A 20,806-nucleotide genomic window follows, 5' to 3' on the forward strand; every position below is an offset into this window, starting at 1 on the left:
CGGCAAAAATGCGACTGGAGCCGGCACAGAAATTAACCACCTTGTGGTGAACGGAAAAGCCAAGCGGCAACGGGACTGAGACATGCAATATGTGAGTACGCGCGGGGAAGCACCCGCGCTTGGATTTTCCGATGCCGTGCTGGCGGGGCTGGCGCGCGATGGCGGGCTTTACGTGCCGCGCGAATGGCCGCAGTTTTCGGCTTCAGAGATCCGCGCCATGCGCGGCCTTGCCTATCCCGACCTCGCCATCCGCGTGCTGTCGCCGTTCCTTGGCGGCGAAATCCCGGCGCCGGTCTTCGAACGCCTGGTGCGTGAAGCCTATGCCACCTTCCGGCATGAGGCCGTCTGCCCGCTGGTGCAGACCGGCTCCAACACTTTTGTCCTCGAACTCTTCCATGGGCCGACGCTGGCGTTCAAGGACGTGGCGATGCAGCTGCTCGCCCGGCTGATGGACCATGTGCTTGCCGAACGCGACCAGCATGCCACCATCGTCGGCGCCACGTCAGGCGACACAGGCGGTGCTGCGATCGACGCCTTTGCCGGGCGCAGCCGCACCGACATCTTCATCCTGTTCCCGCATGGCCGTGTCTCGCCGGTGCAGCAGCGACAGATGACGACGTCGAAGGCTGAAAACGTCCACGCGCTGGCGATCGAAGGCAATTTCGACGACTGCCAGGGCCTGCTTAAGGACATGTTCAACGACCACGCCTTCCGTGACAGGGTGGCGCTGTCAGGGGTCAATTCGATCAACTGGGCCCGCATCATGGCCCAGATCGTCTATTATTTCTCCTCGGCCCTGTCGCTCGGCGCGCCGGACAGGCCGGTGTCCTTCACCGTGCCGACCGGCAATTTCGGCGATATCTTCGCCGGCTATGCCGCCAAGAAGATGGGCCTGCCGATCGAACGGCTGGTCATCGCTACCAACGACAACGACATATTGGCGCGCACCTTCGCCACCGGCGAATACCGCACCAAGGGTGTCTTTGCGACCACCTCGCCATCGATGGACATCCAGGTGTCGTCGAATTTCGAACGCCTGCTGTTCGAAGCCTCCAACCGCGACGCGGCGACCGTGCGGCGTTACATGGACGGCCTGAAGCAGTCCGGCGCCTTCACCATAGAAGCCGGCGAAATCAATGGGATGCGCTCCGAATTCGATGCCGGCCGCGCCACCATGGACGAGGTCGCCGCCACCATCCGCTCGACGCTCGCGGCCAGCAACTACCTGCTCGATCCGCATACCGCCGCGGCCATGCATGTCGCGGCCGGCAAGGCATCGGGCGCCGTGCCGATGGTGGTGCTGGGCACTGCCCATCCGGCAAAATTCCCGGGCGCCGTCGAGGCCGCCAGCGGTGTCTCACCCGCCCTGCCCGCATGGCTAGGCGGATTGATGACATTTGAGGAAAAATACACGGTACTTCCATCCGACCTGAAAATGGTGGAAGATTACGTCAGCCGCCGCGCGCGGGCGGCGCGTTAGGGAGTACGAACCATATGGGTGTTGAGGTAAGCCGTCTGTCGAACGGCCTGACAGTCGCCACCGAAACCCTTCCAAGTATCGAATCGGTTGCTCTTGGTGCCTGGGTCAAATCGGGCGCCCGCAATGAACGTGACGACGAGCATGGCATGGCCCATCTGCTCGAGCACATGGCGTTCAAGGGCACGAAGCGGCGAAGCGCCTTCGAAATCGCCTCGGAAATCGAGGATGTCGGAGGCGAGATCAACGCCGCCACGAGCGTCGAGACCACCTCCTACTACGCCAGGGTGCTCAGCGATGACGTGCCGCTGGCCGTCGACATCCTTGCCGACATCCTGCAGGAGTCCGAATTCGACCCGCAGGAGCTCGAGCGCGAGCAGCACGTCATCCTGCAGGAGATCGGCGCTGCGCACGATACGCCAGACGACATTGTCTTCGACCGTTTCACCGAGACGGCCTTTCGCCACCAGACCATCGGCCGCTCGATCCTGGGCACGCCGGAAACCGTCAAATCCTTCACGTCCAAGCAGTTGCACGATTTCATCGAACGCCAATATGGCGCCGAGCGGATGGTGATCGTGGCTGCCGGGGACATCAAGCACGACAATTTCGTGCGCGAGGTGGAGAAGCAGCTCGGCGGCTTCCGCAGCAAGGCCGACAGCACCATCCCGCAATATGCGCAATATGTCGGCGGCGATTTCCGCGAGGACCGCGACCTGATGGACGCGCAGATCGTGCTGGGCTTCGAGGGCCGCGCCTACCATGTGCGCGACTTCTACGCCTCGCAGGTGCTGTCGATGATCCTCGGCGGCGGCATGTCGTCGCGCCTGTTCCAGGAAGTCCGCGAGAAACGCGGCTTGTGCTACTCGGTCTATGCCTTCCACTGGGGCTTTTCAGACACCGGCATTTTCGGCGTCCACGCCGCGACGGGCCAGAGCGACATCGCCGAACTCGTACCTGTCATCATCGACGAGTTGCAGAAGGCCGGCGAGAACATCCTGCAGGAAGAACTCGATCGCGCGCGTGCGCAGTATCGCGCCGGGCTGATCATGTCCGCCGAAAGCCCGGCCAGCCGCGCCTCGCAGATCGCAAGGCAATTGCTTTTGTTCGGCAGGCCGATCGCCAAGGAGGAATTGATGGAGCGCCTGTCGGCGCTGACGGTCGAACGGCTGACCGACCTGTCGTCGCGGATGTTCTCGACCAAGCCGACGCTTACCGCTGTCGGGCCCGTGGGTACGCTGGCACCATATGAGGCGATCCTCGATTCGCTTCCGGGCACGCAGACCACGGCCCGCAGGCTCGCCGTCTAAGTCCCCAGGCGTCGTGTTCGCGCTCCCTTTCTTTCGCCGTGACCTGCCGGCGCTGAAGGGCAATCTCGTCACGCTGCGCGTGCCGTACACCAACGACTATCGGGAATGGTCGGTGCTGCGCGGCGAAAGCCGGGCCTTCCTGGAGCCATGGGAGCCGCGCTGGACCCCCGACGAGCTCGACCGCACGGCATGGCGCCTGCGCATCAGCCGCTACCGCGAAGATTATGCGCAGGGAACCGCGATCGCCTTCTTCATCTTCGAGAAGTCGAGCGGCAAGCTGGCGGGCGGCATCACGCTCGGCAACATACGCCACGGTGTCTCGCAAAGCGGCCATGTCGGCTACTGGATCGGCGAGCGCTTCGGTGGCCGCGGGCTGATGACCGACGCGGTCAAGGTGGTGGCCCGCTTCGCCTTCGATACGCTGAGGTTGCACCGGATCGAGGCGGCCTGTATTCCCGACAACATCCGGTCGATCCGCGTGCTTGAAAAAGCCGGATTCCGGCGCGAAGGACTGTTACGATCCTATCTCAGGATCAACGGCATCTGGCAGGACCACTATCTCTACGCCCGGATCGCGGACGATCCGCTGGACGCAGGAACGAAGGACTGATTTTTGACGAATTTCCTGCGAAACGGGCCGCTGTTCGCCTTTGTCCTCGCGGCAATCCTGACGCTGTGCGCGGCTTCGTCGGCCTTTGCCGTCGAACCGATCAAGATTGCCCGCGACGATGTCGCGCTCGACCTGTCGCGCGCCTTCGAGATCTACCGCAACCAGGGTGAGAACTTTCAGGTGTCGACCGCGCCCGGGCCGGACGGCATCGTGCGGCGCATCGAGGTCGAGGCCAATGACGCACGCTCGACCGGAGACTGGGCCGTGTTCGCGCTGGCCAACACCACCGACCAGCAGCTCGACAGGCTGATCGTGGCGCCGCATTTCCGGCTGGTCAATTCCGGCATCTTCTGGCCCGATCTCGGCGCCACCCGCATTGCAGCTATCACGCCCAGCGAGGGCTTCGCGCTCGACCGCCAGACCAGCCCCGACGCCGACGTGTTCCGGGTGACGCTGAACCCGGGAACGGTGATCACCTTCATCGCCGAACTTGCCTCGCCCAAGCTGCCGCAGGTCTATCTGTGGGAGCCGGAAGCCTATAAGGACTCGGTCAACTCCTACACGCTGTTTCGCGGCATCGTCATCGGCATTGCAGGCCTTCTGGCACTGTTCCTGACCATCCTCTTCGTCGTCAAGGGCACCTMGATGTTCCCGGCGACCGCGGCCCTAGCCTGGGCGGTGCTTGCCTATATCTGCGTCGATTTCGGCTTCCTCAACAAAGTCATCGAGATCTCGCCCGGTAACGAGCAGATGTGGCGGGCGGGAACGGAGGTGGCGCTTGCAGCGACATTCGTGGTCTTCCTGTTCGCCTATCTCAACCTCAACCGCTGGCATGGGCATTTCAGCTATGGCGCCCTGGTCTGGATCCTCGGGCTGGTGCTGATTGCAGGCGTCGCCATCGTCGATCCGGCGGTAGCCGCCGGCATCGCCCGCATCTCCTTTGCGGCAACCGCTTTGACCGGGCTCGGCCTGATCATCTTTCTCGGCATTCGCGGCTATGACCGCGCCATCATGCTGGTGCCCAGTTGGGTCATGGTGCTGTTGTGGCTGTGCGGGTCGTGGATGGCGATCACCGGCATGCTCGACAATGATATCGCCCAGCCGGCGCTCGGCGGCGGTCTGATCCTGATCATCCTGCTCATCGGCTTTACCGTCATGCAGCACGCCTTTGCCGGCGGCGCGCTGCATCAGGGGCTGTTCTCCGACCTCGAACGCCAGGCGCTGGCGGTTGCCGGGTCGGGCGACACGGTGTGGGACTGGGACGTTCTGCGCGACCGCGTCGTGACCAAGCCCGACGTCAGCATCCAGCTCGGCCTGGCGCCCAACAGTCTTGGGGGTGCGGCGCGCAACTGGCTGCCGGTGCTGCATGCCGACGACCGCGACACGTTCCGCACGACGCTCGACGTGGTGCTGGAGCACCGGCGCGGCCGGGTGGCGCAGAATTTCCGCCTGCGCGGCGCCGACGGGCACTACCACTGGTTCGCCTTGCGGGCGCGGCCGGTCATCGGATCGGACGGCGAGGTCATACGCTGCGTCGGCACCATGGTCGACGTCACCGAGCAGAAGAAGTCCGAGGAACGGCTGCTGCACGACGCCGTGCACGACAATCTGACCGGCCTGCCGAACCGCGAATTGTTCATGAACCGGCTGGAAGCGATCATCTCGATCGCCCGCACCGAAGAGAAGGTGCGACCGACCGTCTTCGTCATCGACATAGACCGCTTCAAGCAGGTCAATGACGGGCTCGGCATCTCGGCCGGCGACACCATCCTGCTGACCATCGCGCGCCGCCTGCACCGGTTGCTCAAGCCGAAGGATTCGCTGTCGCGCTTTGCCGGCGACCAATTCGCGCTGATGCTGTTGTCCGAACAGGACCCTGCCCGCATCGCCGGCGTGGCGGATGCCATCAAGCATGCGATCAACAACCCGATCACCTTCGCCAAGCGCGAGATCGTGCTGACCGCCTCGATCGGCCTGATCACCTGGACCTCGGCGCAGACCTCGGCCGAGGACATGGTCAAGGACGCCGAGCTTGCCATGCATCAGGCCAAGCGTTTCGGCGGTGACAGGATCGAGCCGTTCCGCCCGGCCTTCCGCACCGTCGGCACCGACCGGCTGCAGTTCGAATCCGACTTGCGGCGCGCCATCGAGCGGCGCGAATTCACCCTTGCCTACCAGCCGATCGTTCGGCTGGAGGACGGCAGCGTCGCCGGCTTCGAGGCTTTGCTGCGCTGGGACCATCCGCGCCGCGGTATGATCCCGCCGGCGGATTTCATCCCGGTCGCCGAAAGCTGCGGGCTGATCGTGCAGCTTGGGCTGTTCGCCATGCAGCAGGCAGCCGAGGACCTGGCCGGATGGCAAAAGCAGATCGGCGATGCGCCCCTGTCGGTCTCGGTCAATCTGTCCAGCCGCCAGTTGATCCGCCGCGACCTGGTCAGCGATGTCCGCTCGGTCATTGCGCGGGCCAATCTGAAGCCGCGCTGTTTCCGGCTCGAGCTCACCGAGTCCCTGGTCATGGACAATCCCGAGCAGACGGCGCACGTGCTGACCAAGCTCAAGCAGCTCGGCATCGGCCTGTCGCTGGACGATTTCGGCACGGGCTATTCCTCGCTCGCCTATCTGACGCGGTTCCCGTTCGATACGATCAAGATCGACAAGAGCTTTGTCGACGACAGCACGCCGAAGCGCGCCGTGCTGCTCAAATCCATGGTCAACATGGCGCACGAGCTCGGCCTCTCGGTGGTCGCCGAGGGCATCTCGGACGAACGCGATGCGCTGGAACTGCGCCAGATGGGCTGCGAATATGTGCAGAGCTTCATGTTCGGCGCGCCGATGCCGGGCGACCAGGTGCTGAAGACGCTGAAGGAACAGTATCCGCTGACGCAGGCTTAGAGGCCTCTGCGTCGGCGTTATGGGTCAGGCGTGCCCGGCAGCCAGGCTCAAATGCGCCAGGTCGATGYCGATCGCAGCGAGGATGCGATCGTATTTGCGCTCGATGTCGGCGTCGAAGAGAAGCTCGGGACTGGCCGGGCAGGTGAGCCAGCCATTCTCGGCGATCTCGGTTTCCAGCTGGCCGGCGCCCCAGCCGGAATATCCGAGCGCCATCAGCGCGTGACGCGGGCCGCGGCCCGACGATATGGCGCGCAAAATGTCGACCGTCGCGGTCAGGCAGATGTCGTCGGACACGGTCAGCGACGATTCCACGCGGTAATCGCCCGAATGCAGGACGAAGCCGCGGCTGCGATCGACAGGCCCGCCATTGCGCACGACGAAATCGCGGGCCTGCGCCGGCAGGCGGATTGCCTCCTGCTCGTTCATGATGCCGAGTTGCACCAGAAGGTCGGGAAACAGCATCTGCTGTGTCTGGTTGATGATCAGGCCCATCGCGCCTTCGTCGCTGTGCGCGCAGATGTAGATGACCGAGCGCGTGAAACGATCGTCCTTCATGCCGGGCATGGCAATCAGGAACTGATCATCGAGAAAGCCGCGTCCAGCAGCCGTCTTCTTGTGGCGCAACAAATCCATGACAGGGAAGGTACCGTGTTTCCCCGACGCCGAAAAGATGCGCCGCGCCTGATTCGACCAAAGCCCATGATGCCAGGCCGTCATGGCTTGCCCGCGAAGGTCACGCAAATATGATATCAACAAAGCCGTGAGAACATTGCGCGGCCACGAACGGACGATCAAATCACTGCCATGCAAAGCTTGAAAATCCTGCTGCTCGGAGCCGCCATCGGATCGGCGAGCGCTCTCCCCGCCTCCGCCTCCTCGTCAGCCTGGTATAACAGCGAAGGCGGCAAGGTGCGGCTGGTGACATCAGGCAAGCCCGACGAGGCCGGCCGCATCCAGGGCGTTCTCGACATCGCGCTCAAGCCGGGCTGGAAGACCTATTGGCGTGATCCGGGCGACGCCGGTGTGCCGCCGCAGCTCGGTGTTTCGGCCAGCACCAATATTGCCGATGCCACAATCTCGTTTCCGGCACCCCAACGCCACGACGATGGTTATGGCAAATGGGCAGGCTATAATTATCCCGTCTCTCTGCCGGTGGTGTTCACGCTGTCGGAAGCGAAGGATCCGGCCGTCATTGACGCCGACGTCTTCCTCGGCATTTGCGAAACGATCTGCATACCGGTGCAGACGCGGTTGACGGTCGACCCCGGTTCCGACCCCGATAATGCGGACGATGCAGCCCTGGTGAAGGCGAGTTTCGCGGCGTTGCCGGCGCCCGCGAGATCGGATTTCGGCATCAACGTCCTGCCGGGCGATCACGAGACGCTGGTTGTCGAGGCGAGTTTTCCCGGTGCCTCCGAGGCGGCGGATTTCTTCGTCGCCGGCGAGCGCGACTACATGTTCGGCGCCCCTTCCCGCAGCGAGAAGGACGGCAAGCTGATCTTCACCGTGCCGATCCTCGACCGCCCTTCGACGACGCCGACGGATGGCGGGCTTCACTACACGCTGACGAGTTCGACGGGCGCGGTCGAAGGGCTGTTGCCTTTCCCTTGATCCAGTCTGCCCGAACGGTTGCAGGACGCCGCTGAGTTCGCTACGCAAGCATGCATCCTTCCCATTCCCCAAGCGAGGAACTCATGACCATTTCCGTTGGCGACAAGCTGCCCGAGGTGACCTTCAAGACGATGACCGCCGACGGCGCCAAGGCGATCACCTCGGCCGAGATTTTCTCGGGCAAGAAAGTGGTTCTGTTCGGTGTTCCCGGCGCCTTCACGCCGACCTGCAGCAACAACCATCTGCCCGGCTATCTCGAAAACCATGACGCCATCCTGGCCCGCGGCGTCGACACCATCGCCGTCGTTTCGGTCAACGAYGTTCATGTCATGGGCGCCTGGGCGCACTTCACCGGCGGCGAAGGCAAGATCCTGTTCCTCGCCGACGGCAGTGGTGATTTCGCCAAGGCGGTTGGGCTCGACAACGACCTCTCCGCAGCCGGCATGGGCCTGCGCTCCAAGCGGTTTTCGATGATCGTCGACGACGGCAAGGTCACCGCGCTCAATGTCGAGACCAAGCCCGGAGTAGACGAGTCCGGCGCGGCTCACATTCTCGGGCAGCTCTGAGCTTCAACGGTCGCATCGGGCGAGGCGGCACGGCCGGTCTTGCCCGATAACCGCTTGTATTCCAGAACTGCCGGCTTTCGGGGGATCCAACGATGTTTGACATCTTCTGGCGCGCTGTCGCGATCGGCATCGGCGCCACGGTGCTGATGGATCTCTGGGCGATGGTGCTTCACAAGGCGTTCGGCCAGCCACGGCCGAACTGGGGACCGGTCGGCCGCTGGGTCTGGCACCTTGGAGACAAGGTCTTTCACGATGATATCGGCGAGGCGGAGCCTTACGCGCATGAAATGGCGCTGGGCTGGGCGTTTCACTATTTCGTCGGCATAGTCTACGGCATCATCCTGGTCGCGCTGGCCGGAACCGGCTGGCTCGCCGCGCCGACCTTCCTGCCGGCCTTCATCCTCGGCATCGTCACCGTCGGCGCCGGCTGGTTCCTGCTGGCGCCGGGCATGGGTGCGGGATGGGCAGCCTCGAAGCGGCCCAATCCGATGCAGATCCGCGCGCTCAACCTGGTCTCGCACACGGTCTTCGCGCTCGGGCTTTGGGGCACCGCGCTGCTGATCCGTTGAGGGTTTAGACCTGCTCCAGCCTGTCGATCGGCCGCCATCCATGGATGACGCGGCGGGCGCCGATATCATAGGCAAAATAGTTGCCGCCGCCTGCCGGTTGGTCCGCTTCGCGGCTGATTTTCTGCCCGCTGAGAGACAGCAGCAGGAGCGTTCCCACGCCTCCATGGCCGACAAAGGCCATGTCTCCGGTCCCGCCCTCATCAAGCACGGCCTCGACCTCGCTCACAATGCGTTGCTGCGCATCGCTGGCGCGCTCCCACCCCCGAATGCTCTTGTGCGGACTGGCGAAGAACTGGTCGGCGACCGCTTCGAACTCCGGCGGCGGCAGGAAGCCGGTCGCGGACCGGTCGTTCTCATGCATCCGTTCCCTCACCTCGACCGCAAGGCCGAGATGGCGTGCCAGGATTTCGCCCGTTTCTATCGCCTTGCGCTCACCCGACGAAACGATGCGCCGGATCGATCCGACCCATGGCTGATCGAGCATGGCGACAGCCCTCGCCCGTCCGATATCGGACAGCCCCCATTCCGGCACGGGAATGGCGGCATCGATCCGCACCTGGGGATGCGTGACATAGTAGAGGATCGGCACGATCGAGATTCCTGGCTGAAGCGGACCGGCCGCGGGAACTCAATAGCTCTGGGTCGAACGACGCGCCTTCGTAGCCAATGGCTGCTTTGCCTGGACATCCGGCTTCGGCGCTGAAACCGCCGGCTTGAAAGAGCCCTTCTTGAACGGCGCCATACCTTCCCGCGCGAGCTCGTCGGCGCGCTCGTTCTCGGTGTGGCCGGCATGGCCCTTGACCCAGTTCCAGGTGACCTTGTGGCGCCGGTTGGCTTCATCCAGCGCCTGCCACAGTTCGCCGTTCTTGACCGGCTTCTTGTCGGCGGTCTTCCAGCCGTTCTTCTTCCAGCCATGGATCCACTTGGAAATGCCGTCCATGACATATTTGCTGTCGGTGTGCAGCTCGACCGTGCAAGGCTCCTTCAGCGCATTCAGCGCCGAGATGGCGGCCAGCAGCTCCATGCGGTTGTTGGTCGTTTCAGCCTCGCCACCGGAAAGCTCCCTGGTGGTGCCGTTGAAGCGCAGGATGGCGCCCCAGCCGCCAGGGCCGGGATTGCCCGAACAGGCACCGTCGGTGAAGATTTCAACCTGTTTGCTCATGATACCCCGTGTTCGGCCAATCCATATTCCGAAGCCGATTTGATTGCCCGATGAAACCGCATCCGCCTGATATATTCGGTCGGGTCGCGCTTCATCACCAGGCCGCCATCGGGAACGGTCAACCAGTCGTAGAGCCGGGTCAGCATGAAACGCAACGCCGAACCGCGCGACAGCATCGGCAGCGCCGCCTTTTCCTCTGCGCTCAGCGGGCGCACGCTCTGATAGCCGGCGAGCAGGGCCTTGCCCTTGGTGAGGTTGAAGGAGAAATCCTTCTCGAAACACCAGGCGTTGAGGCAGGTGGCGACATCATAGGCATAGAGGTCGTCGCAGGCGAAATAGAAGTCGATCAGGCCGGAGAGCTTTTCGCCGAGGAAGAAGACGTTGTCCGGAAACAGATCGGCGTGGATGATGCCCGCCGGAAGGCCCTTCGGCCAGTTGCGCTCGAAATCGGCGAAATCGGCATCGACCTCGGCCGCGAGACCCGGCTCGACCTCGTCGGCGCGGTCGCGGGCCGCGTTCCAAAGCTTGCGCCAGCCGTCGATGGCGAGCGCATTCGGACGGTTCATCGGAAAATCGGCCCCGGCCAGATGCAAGGCGGCCAGCGCCTTGCCGACCTCGGCGCAATGCGTCGCCGTCGGCCGCCGCAGCGAAAGCCCTTCGAGGAAGGTGATGATGACCGCCGGCCTGCCGGCCAGCGTGCCGATGACGCTGCCGTCATGCGCGGTCACCGGCAGCGGGCAGGACACGCCCTTGTTGGCGAGATGGCCCATCAGCCCGAGAAAAAACGGCAGATCCGCCTTGTCGACGCGCTTCTCATAGAGCGTCAGGATGTAGGAGCCGCTGGAGGTGTGCAGCAGGAAGTTGGAGTTCTCCGTACCTTCGGCGATGCCCTTGTAGGACAGGAGTTCGCCGACCGGATAATGCTTCAGGAAAGCGCCGAGTTCGCCCTCCGCAACGTCGGTGTAGACCGCCATGTGCCTTACGCGGCTCCATTGACGAAGGCCATGTCGGCCGGTGTCAGTTCGACATCGCGCAGTACCCGCATGACCGGAAAATCCTCTGTTTCGGTGGCCGTGATGGCGAGGTCGATGGTGACATCAAAGCGCTGGCGGAACGCGTCGATGATCTCGTCGACGATGATCTCCGGCGCCGATGCCCCTGCCGACAGGCCGAGCGTCGAAATATTGCCGATGTCATTCCACGGAATCTCGGCGGCGCGCTGCACGAGAAGCGACATCGTGGCGCCGGCACGCTCCGCCACTTCGACAAGGCGGCGCGAATTGGAGGAGTTGGGGGCGCCGACGATCAGATAGAGATCAGCGCCCGGGGCGGTGTCCTTGACCGCTTCCTGGCGGTTGGTGGTGGCGTAACAGATCGATTCCGCCGCAGGCGCCTGCAGATCGGGAAAGCGGTCCTTCAGCGCACGGATGATGCCGGCAGTGTCCTCGACCGACAATGTGGTCTGGGTGACGAAGCCAAGCGCCTTCGGATCGGCAGGCACGAGCTTCGCGGCATCTGCTTCGGTCTCGACCAGCGTGACCGCGCCCTCAGGCAATTGCCCCATCGTGCCGATCACCTCGGGGTGTCCGGCATGGCCGATCAACAGCACATGGCGGCCAAGCCGCTGATGGCGCATCGCCTGCTTGTGGACCTTGGAGACCAGCGGACAGGTGGCGTCGAGATAGAAGAGGTTGCGCGCCTGGGCATCCGCCGGCACCGATTTCGGCACGCCATGCGCCGAGAAGACGACCGGCGACTGCCGGTGCTCGGCCGGGATCTCGGAGAGTTCCTCTATGAAGACGGCGCCAAGGCTTTGCAGCCCTTCGACAACGTAACGGTTGTGCACGATCTCGTGGCGGACATAGACCGGCGCGCCGTATTTCTTCAGCGCCAGCACGACGATCTGGATGGCGCGGTCGACGCCGGCGCAAAAACCTCGCGGCTGGCAGAGCCGGATCGTCAGCGGAGGCTTGTTGGTTGTCTGAAGCATTAAATCCTGGCCGGTTCGTCAGCGCCGAAATGAGGTGCCTACCCCTGTTCTGTCAAGAGCGGGCCCTGTCGAGGGTGTCGGTAGAAAGGGAAGCGCTGCTTGCGTTCATTCCTCTTTCGCGGGACGGCGAAGCCGCAGGATGAGCACAGCGGCGAGTGCCGCTGCAAGTCCATACCAGGTCATCGCATACTGCAGATGGCTGTTCGGCAGGTCGATGATGGTGACGCCGCCGATCGGCAGACCGCCGGGATTGGGCGTCTTGTCGGCATCGATGAAGATCGGCACCAGGGTGAACCCGGCTGGCAGGCCGGCACTTGCTGCCATGACGTCGCGGTCCTTCCAGTAGAAGATGTTCTTGGCCACGTCATTGTCGGGAAGCATCATCGACGGCTTTGCCGGCAGCGGATTGCGGGCAAGCCCGGTGATGGTAACCTTGCCTGTCACCTGCCCCTTGGCGCGCTTGGCGGGGTCTTTCAGATCATAGGGTATGAAACCACGATTGATCAGCACGAAGCGGCCATCGTCGAGCGCAAGCGGCGTGTAGACGTTGAAGCCGGCGTCACCATCCCAGGTCGCATAGAAATGCCGTTCGCCCGAATGCAGGAACGTGCCGGAGACGGTGACCGGCGTGTAGTCGACGTCGCCGGTCGAGGCGAATTGCTTCTCGACCTCGGCCAGCGGCCGCGGCGCCGAATGGGTGCGCTGGTCGATGGTCTGCAGGAGACCTTCCTTCCAGTGCAGGCGCTGGACCTGCCAGGTGCCGAGCGCCAGCAGGATCAGCAGCAGCACAAGGCCAAGACCAAGCAGCAATGCCGATCGAGGCCGCGAACGGCCGGTACTTTTGACGGATGCCTCGCTCATTCGCCGCGGTCCAGCCGGCCTTCAGCCGCCTTGTTGGCATATTGGAGAGTGAGCAGCACGCCCTTGATCAGCCGCAGCGCCGTCAGGCACAGCACCAGGGCCAGCGGGATCCAGACCAGCAGATGCAGCCAGAGCGGCGGGCTCAGCGTCACCTCGACCCAGAGCGCCAGGCCGACGATGATGAAGCCGATGATCAGGATGACGAAGACCGCCGGTCCGTCGCCGGCATCGGCGAAGGAATAGTCGAGGCCGCAATTGACGCAGCGTTTGCCGACGGTGAGGAAGCCCGAAAACAGCCGCCCTTCGCCGCAGCGCGGGCAGCGGCCGTGCAGGCCGGCCGATATCGGTTCGATCGGAGGCCAGATCGCCTTGTCTTCACTCATGGGTAGGGCCGCCACTCATCGCTATTGCTCGATCTCGATCGGTGTCCCATCGGCCACCATTGCCCAGATTTCGTCCATGTCGGAGTCCGTAACGGCAATGCAGCCATCAGTCCAGTCGACCAATTGAAGCAGCCAGCCCCACCAGCCGAACCCATTCGGCTGGCCGTGGATCATGATCATGCCACCGGCGTCGATATTGCGCGCCTTTGCCGCCGCCAGATCGTCGGCATCGGGGTAGGAGATGTGGATCGACCTGTGCGCGATGCTGTTGGGGTTGCGCCAGTCGAGCATATAGCGCCCCTCGGGCGTGCGCTGGTCGCCCTCCTGGTGCTTGTGGCCAACGGGATCGCCGCCAAGCGCGATGCCATAGCTGCGCAGGACCTTGCCGTCACCGATCAGTTCCAGCCGCCGCTCCGCCTTGTGGACACGCACCAGATCGACCTTCTCGGCCCCCAGAGCCGGGAAAGCCAGGAGGATGAAGGCGCAGATCGCCCAGGGAATTGTCAGCCGCATTGGCAATCGATCGGCAATCATTGCGCCGAAAAGAAGAAGGCGGCCACGTCGCCGCGGCCGCCTTCACGAAAATCGAAATGCTAAGGACCGGATCAGTGGCCTTCAATCACCGCGCCGACCGATCCCCAGACATAGATCGAGGCGAACAGGAACAGCCAGACCACGTCGACGAAGTGCCAGTACCAGGCGGCGGCCTCGAAGCCGAAATGCTGCTTGGGCGTGAAATCGCCCTTCATCGCCCGGATCAGGCAGACCAGCAGGAAGATGGTGCCGATGATGACATGGAACCCATGGAAGCCGGTCGCCATGAAGAAGGTGGCGCCGTAGATGGAATCCTTGAAGCCGAACGGAGCGTGCATGTACTCATAGGCCTGGACCATGGTGAACAGCATGCCGAGGCCGACGGTCAGCACCAGGCCGTTGATCAGGCCCTTGCGGTCGCCATGGATGAGCGAATGGTGCGCCCAGGTGACCGTGGTGCCCGACAGGAGCAGGATGATGGTGTTGTAAAGCGGCAGGTGGAAGGGATCGAGAACTTCCATGCCCTTCGGCGGCCAGACACCACCGGTAAATGTGTGGCGCGCGTAGTTCTGAACCTCACCGGCAAAAAGGCTGGCGTCGAAATAGGCCCAGAACCAGGCGACGAAGAACATCACCTCCGAGGCGATGAACATGATCATGCCGTAGCGCAGATGCAGCGACACGACCCGCGTGTGATGTCCCTCATGCGCTTCCTTGATCGTGTCCGACCACCAGGCGAACATGGTGTAGAGGACGATCACCAGGCCGATGAAGAACAGCCACGGGTTGGCGATGTTGTAGCCGAAGATCGGGAAGGAGCCGCCCTTCAAATACTCCATGAGGCAGACGCCGCCGAAGGCCATGACGAGTGCGCCTACCGATCCCAGGAAAGGCCACGGGCTTGGGTCGACGAGATGATAGTCGTGATGTTTTGCGTGCGCGTCTGCCATATCAACCCCCGAGATTTGCTTCGGTATCTGAAACTGTCTTGCTGGTGCCCTGGACCGGCTCCGAAGAGGCAACCGGCTTGTTCTTCTCGACCGGGAACATCGTATAGGACAGCGTGATCGTCTTCACGTCCTTCAGTTCCGGCACATTCACGATATCGGGGTCCACATAGAACAGGACCGGCATGTCCAGCGTCTCGCCAGGCTTCAGCGACGTATCGGTGAAGCAGAAACACTCGACTTTGTTGAAGTAGGGCCCCGCCAGTTCCGGCTGCACGTTGAAGGTGGCGCGGCCGGTGACGGGGCGATCGAACTTGTTGGTCGCCTGATAATGCGCCTGCACCGTCTCGCCGATCTTCATGGTCATCGAGCGCTGGACCGGCTGGAACTCCCACGGTACGCCGGCGATGTTGGCGTCGAAGCGCACGGTGATCTCGCGGTCGAGCACGCGGCCGGCATATTGCTTCTCGACACGTTGCGTCGTGCCGCCATAACCGGTCGCCTGGCAGAACATCTTGTAGAGCGGCACGGCTGCATAGGCCATGCCGATCATGCCGGTGAAGAAGGCAAGGCAGACAGCCGCGACGACGCGGTTGCTGTTTTTGCCGACCGGCTTCTTGGACATCTCGACGCTCATCACATCGTGCCCAGATTGTGGCCGAACTTGACGATCGTGGCGATGTAGAAAATCACGACCAGCACCGCCAGCGCCACGCCTATGGCGATGGATCGGCTGCGCTGGGCCTTCCTCTGGCGATCGGTCAAGGTGACCGTCTCAAGCTTTTCCTCGACCATGATCATGCTCCACCCATGGCAAGCGCGCGTTCGACGACGCTGTCGGCCAGGTAGGCAGCGAAGATGGCGAAGAGATAAAGCAGCGAATAGGCAAACAGCGCCTTGGCCGGCTTCATGACGCGGTCGTCGTCGGCCATGCGGAGCACTTTCCACGCATACCAGACAAAACCGAGCCCGAGCAGCATGGCGGCCACGCCATAGAAGGGCGTGGTGTAGCCGAGCAGCCATGGCGCCACGCCGACCGGGGCCAGCACCAGCGCATAGGCGAAAATCTGGCGGCGGGTCGAGGCCTGGCCGGCGACATTGGGCATCATCGGGATGCCGGCACGCTCATAGTCCTCGGACTTGAACAGCGCGAGCGCCCAGAAATGCGGCGGTGTCCACAGGAAGATGATCAGGAACAGGACGATGCTTTCGAGGCCGACCGAGCCGGTGACCGCGGCCCAGCCGATCACCGGAGGAATGGCGCCGGCCGCGCCGCCAATGACGATGTTCTGCGGCGTCCAGCGCTTCAGCCACATCGTGTAGACGACGGCATAGAAGAAGATGGTGAATGCCAGCAGCGTCGCGGACAGCCAATTGACCAGCACGCCAAGCGTCATCACCGACAGCACCGACAGCACCAGGCCGAAGCTCAGCGCCTCGTGCGGCTGGATGCGGCCGGACGGCACCGGGCGGCTTGCTGTCCTGGTCATCACCGCGTCGATGTCGGCGTCGTACCACATGTTGAGCGCGCCCGAGGCGCCTGCACCGATGGCGATAGACAGAATGGCGATCACTGCCAGCAGCGGGTTGATGGTCACCGGAGCGGCGACCAGCCCGACAAAGGCCGTGAACACCACCAGCGACATGACGCGCGGCTTCAGCAGGGCAAAGAAATCGCCCGCCGTCGCTTCCGACATGCGGAAGCCCGCTTCGTCAATGCTGGTTTCGTCAACTAGGGCCATGCGTACTCAGTCCATCATTCCGTTGGCCAAAACCGCCGGCGGGCCGGCGGTTTCGTATTCGGGCGGGTGCCGCCTTACTTGATCTTCGGCAGCTGCTCCCACTGGTGGAACGGCGGCGGCGAAGGCAGCTGCCATTCGAGCGTGGTGGCGCCCTCGCCCCATGGGTTGGCGCCGGCGATCCGCTTCTTCTGGAAGGCTTCGAACACGCCGTAGAGGAAGATCAGGACACCGACGGCCGAGATGTAGGAGCCGATCGACGACACGTAGTTCCAGCCGGCAAACGCGTCCGGATAGTCGATGGTACGGCGCGGCATGCCGGCGAGGCCAAGGAAATGCTGCGGGAAGAAGATCAGGTTGACGCCGACGAAGGTGACCCAGAAGTGGGTGTTGGCGATGACGGGCGAGTACATGTAGCCGGTCATCTTGGGGAACCAGTAGTACCAGCCGGCGAAGATCGCGAACACCGCACCCAGCGACAGCACATAGTGGAAGTGGGCGATGACGAAATAGGTGTCATGCAGCGAGCGGTCGAGGCCGGCATTGGCCAGCTGGACGCCGGTGACGCCACCGATGGTGAACAGGAAGATGAAGCCCAGCGCCCACAGCATCGGCGTCTTGAACGAGATCGACCCGCCCCACATCGTCGCGATCCAGGAGAAGATCTTCACGCCCGTCGGCACCGCGATGACCATGGTGGCGAAGACGAAGTAGCGCTGCGTGTCGAGCGACAGGCCGGTCGTGTACATGTGGTGCGCCCAGACGATGAAGCCAACGGCGCCGATCGCGACCATGGCGTAGGCCATGCCGAGATAACCGAACACCGGCTTCTTCGAGAAGGTCGAGACGATATGGCTGATAATGCCGAAGCCCGGCAGGATCAGGATGTACACTTCCGGATGGCCGAAGAACCAGAACAGGTGCTGGAACAGCAGGGGATCGCCACCGCCATCGGGCGCGAAGAAAGTGGTGCCGAAATTGCGGTCGGTGAGCAGCATGGTGATGCCGCCGGCCAGGACCGGCAGGGACAACAGCAGCAGGAAGGCGGTGACCAGCACCGACCAGGCGAACAGCGGCATCTTGTGCAGCGTCATGCCCGGAGCGCGCATGTTGAAGATGGTGGTGATGAAGTTGATGGCGCCGAGGATCGACGAGGCACCGGCGATGTGGATCGACAGGATCGCCAGATCCATGGCTGGCCCGGGCTGACCCGAGGTCGACAACGGCGGATAGAGCGTCCAGCCACCACCGACACCGTAGGCGCCCGGCGCGCTCGGCACGAACATCGAGGTGAGCAGCAGGATGAAGGCCGGCGGCAGCAGCCAGAAGGAGATGTTGTTCATGCGCGGGAACGCCATGTCGGGCGCACCGATCATGATCGGCACCATCCAGTTGGCGAAGCCGCCGATCAGGGCCGGCATGACCATGAAGAAGATCATGATCAGCGCATGCGCGGTGGCGAAGGCATTGTACATGCTCTTGCCGCCGTCGACCGCGGCGTCACCGTTCATGCCGTAGACCATCTGCGCCAGACCGCTGAAGATCTGGATGCCCGGCTCCTGCAGCTCCATGCGGATGGCAACCGACAGGGCGCCGCCAATGATGCCGGCCATGATCGCGAAGATCAGGTAAAGCGTGCCGATGTCCTTGTGGTTGGTCGAATAGACCCAGCGCACCCAGCCATGATAAGGCTTGTGGTCGTGGCTGTCGTGAGCTGCAGCGTCTGCCATGTTCCGCTCCGTTCCCTAAATCTTGCTAACCCGCGGCATCAATTGCCGGCGGCCGCTACCTTGTTCTGGCCATCGACCTCGGCCATCAGCGTCTTGTTGGCGCCGGGCAGATCGGTCTTGGCCGCAGCCAGCCAGGTCTTGAACTGCGCGTCGGAGACGACGCGAATGGCGATCGGCATGAAGGCGTGGTCCTTGCCGCAAAGCTGCGAGCACTGGCCGTAAAAGATGCCTTCCTTCTCCGCCTTGAACCAGGTCTCGTTGGTGCGCCCCGGAATGGCGTCGATCTTGATGCCGAAGGACGGCATGGCGAAGGAGTGGATCACGTCGGTCGCGGTGACGAGCACGCGCGTCATCGTGTTGACCGGCACCACCAGTTCATTGTCGACGGCGAGCAGGCGCGGATAGACCTTGCGATCCTCCTTGCCGGCCTTGGCGCGATCACCATCCTGGAGGATGGCCGAATTGAAGGAGAGCGTGCTGTCGGTCTGGTATTCGTAGTCCCAGTTCCACTGATTGCCGGTCGCCTTGACGGTCAGCTTGGCTTCTTCCGGCGGCGTGTACTGCGCGGTCAGGAGCTGGAACGAGGGGATGGCGAGGCAGAGCAGGATCACGACAGGGCCGACGGTCCAGATCACCTCGATCAGCGTGTTGTGGCTGGTCTTGGAGGGAACCGGGTTTGCGCTCGCGCGGAACCTGACGATGCAGTAGGCGAGGAGAAGCAGCACCAGAATGGTGATCGGGACGATGAACCACATCGTGTAATTTCCGAACCATTCGATCTGCCGCATCATGTCGGTCGCCGGCGCCTGGAAAGTCGTCTCCCACGCCACGGGCTGGTCGGCATGGGCGGACGTGCCGGCGAAAAGCGCGGTGGCAGCCCCAGCACTGGCTAGAAACTTGGCGTCTGCTAGGAAATTTCTCATCGCCCTCTTCGTCTCCCAGTTCCTCGCGGCCGTGCCAACGAGAATAACGAACAATGCCGGGACGGGAATCCCGACAGTCTCAAGGTGGTTCAAACCATACTCTTTTTCCCTCCGCAAGAAAGGAGCGGAGGAAACTGTGCGGCATTTTTGCGCGCAGGCTGAGATGGCTCTTGTGGGGCAGCGTCCATGGCGGCGAATCGCCTATGTTCGACAGGCAGCCCGCCTCACACCGGCGACGTGCGCGAAGCGTCGTAATTCAGGCGAATTTGGCAGGGAAAAGCGCTGTATTGCCTGTTTCAGGACAGTTCGGCAGCGGTCTCGTCCTTTACTTGGCATAAGCGCGGCTTAAAGTGCCGTGATTCGCAATGGAGCCGTCATGAACTCTTGGCTTTCGGAACTGGGGCATACGAGACCGGGGCTTTCGAGCATCCTGGTCAGGGCCATGTTTCTTGCCGCTTTATCCGCGGCCGGTCTGTTCGTCGCCGGTCAAGCCAATGCCGCCCAGCCAAGCGGCACGGTGCGCTCGACGCATGGCGCCTGGTCGATCATCTGTGACACGCCGGCGGGCGCCACCTCCGAACAATGCGTGATGATGCAGAATGTCGTCGCCGAGGATCGTCCGGAGATGGGGCTGTCGGTGGTCGTGCTGCGCACCGCCGACAACAAGGCCGAGATCCTGCGCGTGCTGGCGCCGCTCGGCGTGCTTTTGCCGAACGGGCTCGGCCTCAATGTCGACGGCAAGGACATCGGCCGCGCCTATTTCGTGCGCTGCTTCCAGGACGGCTGCTATGCCGAGGTCATCCTCGAAAAGCCGCTGCTCGACACGCTGAAGACCGGCACGTCGGCGACATTCATCGTCTTCCAGACGCCGGAAGAAGGCATCGGCATTCCTGTCGACCTCAAGGGTTTTGCCGACGGCTTCGCCGCGCTTCCCTGACAGCCGGGCGCTTGCGAAAAACCTGACCCTGACGCAGAATTCCCATGGGATGGGGTTTGGCGGTGGGGGTCATCATGCGTTCGTTTTCCTTGCTTTTCTCCGCAGGTCTGATTTTTACCGGCGCCGGTTCCGTTGCCTGGGCTGAAGATACCGAAATCATCACGGCGCCTGATCCGGCGGCAATTCTCGAAATCGCCAAGGGTTACGGTTCCGCCAAGCTGGACAAGGACGATGGCGGCGACCCGATGGTCTCCGGCCGGCTCGAAGGCATGAAGTACGTGATCTACTTCTATGGTTGCGAAAACCACGAGAAGTGCAAATCGATCCAGTTTTCCTCGGGCTACACCGACGCCTTCACGGCCGAGCAGGCCAATGCGTGGAACAAGAAGTACCGCTGGGTGAAGGCGTTTTCCGGCGACGGATCCAACTTCAAGATGGATGTCTCCTTCATCGGCGGCATCACCAAGGCCAATCTCGAGGAACAATTCTCGAACTGGGATTCGATGACCACCAACATCAAGGATTTCATCAACCAGAAGTGACGCCGGCGGTCTGTCGGCGAAGC

The 20,806-nt window shown here is 63.0% G+C and carries 23 protein-coding genes; 9 read left to right on the top strand and 14 right to left on the bottom strand.

Going from position 1 to position 20,806, the window contains the following annotated elements:
- Nucleotides 1-82 precede the first annotated feature (82 nt).
- From thrC to AC1DPX_RS14640, 4 genes are read left to right on the top strand one after another with little or no spacing between them, the layout of a single operon-like run.
- Nucleotides 83-1,480: a threonine synthase gene (thrC, locus tag AC1DPX_RS14625; RefSeq protein WP_477237634.1), complete on the top strand. Its 1,398-nt coding sequence runs from the start codon at nt 83-85 to the stop codon at nt 1,478-1,480.
- A gap of 14 nt (nt 1,481-1,494) precedes the next feature.
- A complete protein-coding gene (locus AC1DPX_RS14630; RefSeq protein WP_202355294.1) occupies nt 1,495-2,787 on the top strand; it encodes a M16 family metallopeptidase in 1,293 nt (430 codons plus the stop codon).
- Nucleotides 2,788-2,800: 13 nt separating this feature from the next.
- The gene (locus tag AC1DPX_RS14635; RefSeq protein WP_202355295.1) at nt 2,801-3,397 is read left to right on the top strand and encodes a GNAT family N-acetyltransferase; all 597 of its coding nucleotides are present in this window, start codon (nt 2,801-2,803) and stop codon (nt 3,395-3,397) included.
- Nucleotides 3,398-3,400: 3 nt separating this feature from the next.
- Entirely contained in the window at nt 3,401-6,289 is a 2,889-nt protein-coding gene (locus AC1DPX_RS14640; RefSeq protein ID WP_477237636.1) for an EAL domain-containing protein, read from the top strand.
- Nucleotides 6,290-6,313: 24 nt separating this feature from the next.
- On the opposite strand, the gene AC1DPX_RS14645 is transcribed toward AC1DPX_RS14640, so the two are convergent.
- The gene (locus AC1DPX_RS14645; protein ID WP_477237638.1) at nt 6,314-6,922 is read right to left on the bottom strand and encodes a YqgE/AlgH family protein; all 609 of its coding nucleotides are present in this window, start codon (nt 6,920-6,922) and stop codon (nt 6,314-6,316) included.
- Nucleotides 6,923-7,093: 171 nt separating this feature from the next.
- Here AC1DPX_RS14645 and AC1DPX_RS14650 point away from each other — a divergent pair, with 171 nt between their 5' ends.
- The 3 genes from AC1DPX_RS14650 to AC1DPX_RS14660 all read left to right on the top strand — a co-directional run bounded on the left by AC1DPX_RS14650 (nt 7,094) and on the right by AC1DPX_RS14660 (nt 9,035).
- Nucleotides 7,094-7,900: a protein-disulfide reductase DsbD domain-containing protein gene (locus AC1DPX_RS14650; protein ID WP_202355296.1), complete on the top strand. Its 807-nt coding sequence runs from the start codon at nt 7,094-7,096 to the stop codon at nt 7,898-7,900.
- Between the two features lie 83 nt (nt 7,901-7,983).
- A complete protein-coding gene (locus AC1DPX_RS14655) occupies nt 7,984-8,466 on the top strand; it encodes a redoxin family protein (protein WP_477237640.1) in 483 nt (160 codons plus the stop codon).
- Nucleotides 8,467-8,558: 92 nt separating this feature from the next.
- Complete coding sequence (locus AC1DPX_RS14660; RefSeq protein ID WP_477237642.1) at nt 8,559-9,035, top strand: DUF2938 domain-containing protein; 477 nt, start codon at nt 8,559-8,561, stop codon at nt 9,033-9,035.
- Between the two features lie 4 nt (nt 9,036-9,039).
- Here AC1DPX_RS14660 and AC1DPX_RS14665 read toward each other — a convergent pair whose 3' ends face one another.
- From AC1DPX_RS14665 to coxB, 13 genes are all read right to left on the bottom strand, one after another.
- Nucleotides 9,040-9,624 carry a histidine phosphatase family protein gene (locus AC1DPX_RS14665; RefSeq protein WP_202355299.1) on the bottom strand — a complete coding sequence of 195 codons (585 nt, stop codon included), beginning with the start codon at nt 9,622-9,624 and terminating at the stop codon, nt 9,040-9,042.
- 39 nt (nt 9,625-9,663) lie between these two features.
- Entirely contained in the window at nt 9,664-10,197 is a 534-nt protein-coding gene (gene rnhA, locus AC1DPX_RS14670; RefSeq protein WP_202355300.1) for a ribonuclease HI, read from the bottom strand.
- Nucleotides 10,194-11,171, bottom strand: a complete 978-nt coding sequence (locus AC1DPX_RS14675; protein ID WP_477237644.1) for a homoserine kinase — start codon at nt 11,169-11,171, stop codon at nt 10,194-10,196. The genes rnhA and AC1DPX_RS14675 overlap by 4 nt, the downstream gene beginning before the upstream one ends.
- Before the next feature lie 5 nt (nt 11,172-11,176).
- Complete coding sequence (gene ispH, locus AC1DPX_RS14680) at nt 11,177-12,187, bottom strand: 4-hydroxy-3-methylbut-2-enyl diphosphate reductase (protein ID WP_202355302.1); 1,011 nt, start codon at nt 12,185-12,187, stop codon at nt 11,177-11,179.
- 105 nt (nt 12,188-12,292) lie between these two features.
- A complete protein-coding gene (locus AC1DPX_RS14685) occupies nt 12,293-13,048 on the bottom strand; it encodes an SURF1 family protein (protein WP_477237646.1) in 756 nt (251 codons plus the stop codon).
- The gene (locus AC1DPX_RS14690) at nt 13,045-13,431 is read right to left on the bottom strand and encodes a DUF983 domain-containing protein (protein WP_095771026.1); all 387 of its coding nucleotides are present in this window, start codon (nt 13,429-13,431) and stop codon (nt 13,045-13,047) included. Before AC1DPX_RS14690 ends, AC1DPX_RS14685 begins: the two co-directional genes overlap by 4 nt.
- Before the next feature lie 21 nt (nt 13,432-13,452).
- Entirely contained in the window at nt 13,453-13,944 is a 492-nt protein-coding gene (locus tag AC1DPX_RS14695) for a L,D-transpeptidase family protein (protein ID WP_477237648.1), read from the bottom strand.
- 92 nt (nt 13,945-14,036) lie between these two features.
- Nucleotides 14,037-14,915, bottom strand: a complete 879-nt coding sequence (locus AC1DPX_RS14700) for a cytochrome c oxidase subunit 3 (RefSeq protein ID WP_202355305.1) — start codon at nt 14,913-14,915, stop codon at nt 14,037-14,039.
- Between the two features lies 1 nt (nt 14,916).
- Nucleotides 14,917-15,549, bottom strand: a complete 633-nt coding sequence (locus AC1DPX_RS14705; protein WP_202355306.1) for a cytochrome c oxidase assembly protein — start codon at nt 15,547-15,549, stop codon at nt 14,917-14,919.
- Entirely contained in the window at nt 15,549-15,707 is a 159-nt protein-coding gene (locus tag AC1DPX_RS14710; RefSeq protein ID WP_202359565.1) for a hypothetical protein, read from the bottom strand. Before AC1DPX_RS14710 ends, AC1DPX_RS14705 begins: the two co-directional genes overlap by 1 nt.
- A 2-nt stretch (nt 15,708-15,709) precedes the next feature.
- A complete protein-coding gene (locus AC1DPX_RS14715) occupies nt 15,710-16,654 on the bottom strand; it encodes a heme o synthase (RefSeq protein ID WP_477237650.1) in 945 nt (314 codons plus the stop codon).
- Nucleotides 16,655-16,728: 74 nt separating this feature from the next.
- Nucleotides 16,729-18,381, bottom strand: a complete 1,653-nt coding sequence (ctaD, locus tag AC1DPX_RS14720) for a cytochrome c oxidase subunit I (protein WP_202355308.1) — start codon at nt 18,379-18,381, stop codon at nt 16,729-16,731.
- Nucleotides 18,382-18,419: 38 nt separating this feature from the next.
- Nucleotides 18,420-19,304 carry a cytochrome c oxidase subunit II gene (coxB, locus tag AC1DPX_RS14725; RefSeq protein WP_244730448.1) on the bottom strand — a complete coding sequence of 295 codons (885 nt, stop codon included), beginning with the start codon at nt 19,302-19,304 and terminating at the stop codon, nt 18,420-18,422.
- 376 nt (nt 19,305-19,680) lie between these two features.
- Here coxB and AC1DPX_RS14730 point away from each other — a divergent pair, with 376 nt between their 5' ends.
- A complete protein-coding gene (locus AC1DPX_RS14730; protein ID WP_477237652.1) occupies nt 19,681-20,241 on the top strand; it encodes an invasion associated locus B family protein in 561 nt (186 codons plus the stop codon).
- Nucleotides 20,242-20,315: 74 nt separating this feature from the next.
- Nucleotides 20,316-20,783, top strand: coding sequence for a YbjN domain-containing protein (locus AC1DPX_RS14735; RefSeq protein ID WP_202355311.1), 468 nt, complete (start codon nt 20,316-20,318; stop codon nt 20,781-20,783).
- Nucleotides 20,784-20,806: the final 23 nt, after the last annotated feature.

Source organism: Mesorhizobium sp. 01N446 (genome assembly GCF_056399285.1).

What these genes read in the sequence shown, in the direction of transcription:
- thrC (WP_477237634.1), top strand. Translation starts at nt 83, where the DNA reads ATGCAATATGTGAGTACGCGCGGGGAAGCACCCGCGCTTGGATTTTCC.
- AC1DPX_RS14630 (WP_202355294.1), top strand. Translation starts at nt 1,495, where the DNA reads ATGGGTGTTGAGGTAAGCCGTCTGTCGAACGGCCTGACAGTCGCCACC.
- AC1DPX_RS14650 (WP_202355296.1), top strand. Translation starts at nt 7,094, where the DNA reads ATGCAAAGCTTGAAAATCCTGCTGCTCGGAGCCGCCATCGGATCGGCG.
- AC1DPX_RS14660 (WP_477237642.1), top strand. Translation starts at nt 8,559, where the DNA reads ATGTTTGACATCTTCTGGCGCGCTGTCGCGATCGGCATCGGCGCCACG.
- rnhA (WP_202355300.1), bottom strand. Translation starts at nt 10,197, where the DNA reads ATGAGCAAACAGGTTGAAATCTTCACCGACGGTGCCTGTTCGGGCAAT.
- AC1DPX_RS14675 (WP_477237644.1), bottom strand. Translation starts at nt 11,171, where the DNA reads ATGGCGGTCTACACCGACGTTGCGGAGGGCGAACTCGGCGCTTTCCTG.
- ispH (WP_202355302.1), bottom strand. Translation starts at nt 12,187, where the DNA reads ATGCTTCAGACAACCAACAAGCCTCCGCTGACGATCCGGCTCTGCCAG.
- AC1DPX_RS14685 (WP_477237646.1), bottom strand. Translation starts at nt 13,048, where the DNA reads ATGAGCGAGGCATCCGTCAAAAGTACCGGCCGTTCGCGGCCTCGATCG.
- AC1DPX_RS14690 (WP_095771026.1), bottom strand. Translation starts at nt 13,431, where the DNA reads ATGAGTGAAGACAAGGCGATCTGGCCTCCGATCGAACCGATATCGGCC.
- AC1DPX_RS14695 (WP_477237648.1), bottom strand. Translation starts at nt 13,944, where the DNA reads ATGCGGCTGACAATTCCCTGGGCGATCTGCGCCTTCATCCTCCTGGCT.
- AC1DPX_RS14700 (WP_202355305.1), bottom strand. Translation starts at nt 14,915, where the DNA reads ATGGCAGACGCGCACGCAAAACATCACGACTATCATCTCGTCGACCCA.
- AC1DPX_RS14705 (WP_202355306.1), bottom strand. Translation starts at nt 15,549, where the DNA reads ATGAGCGTCGAGATGTCCAAGAAGCCGGTCGGCAAAAACAGCAACCGC.
- AC1DPX_RS14710 (WP_202359565.1), bottom strand. Translation starts at nt 15,707, where the DNA reads ATGGTCGAGGAAAAGCTTGAGACGGTCACCTTGACCGATCGCCAGAGG.
- AC1DPX_RS14715 (WP_477237650.1), bottom strand. Translation starts at nt 16,654, where the DNA reads ATGGCCCTAGTTGACGAAACCAGCATTGACGAAGCGGGCTTCCGCATG.
- ctaD (WP_202355308.1), bottom strand. Translation starts at nt 18,381, where the DNA reads ATGGCAGACGCTGCAGCTCACGACAGCCACGACCACAAGCCTTATCAT.
- coxB (WP_244730448.1), bottom strand. Translation starts at nt 19,304, where the DNA reads ATGAGAAATTTCCTAGCAGACGCCAAGTTTCTAGCCAGTGCTGGGGCT.
- AC1DPX_RS14730 (WP_477237652.1), top strand. Translation starts at nt 19,681, where the DNA reads ATGAACTCTTGGCTTTCGGAACTGGGGCATACGAGACCGGGGCTTTCG.
- AC1DPX_RS14735 (WP_202355311.1), top strand. Translation starts at nt 20,316, where the DNA reads ATGCGTTCGTTTTCCTTGCTTTTCTCCGCAGGTCTGATTTTTACCGGC.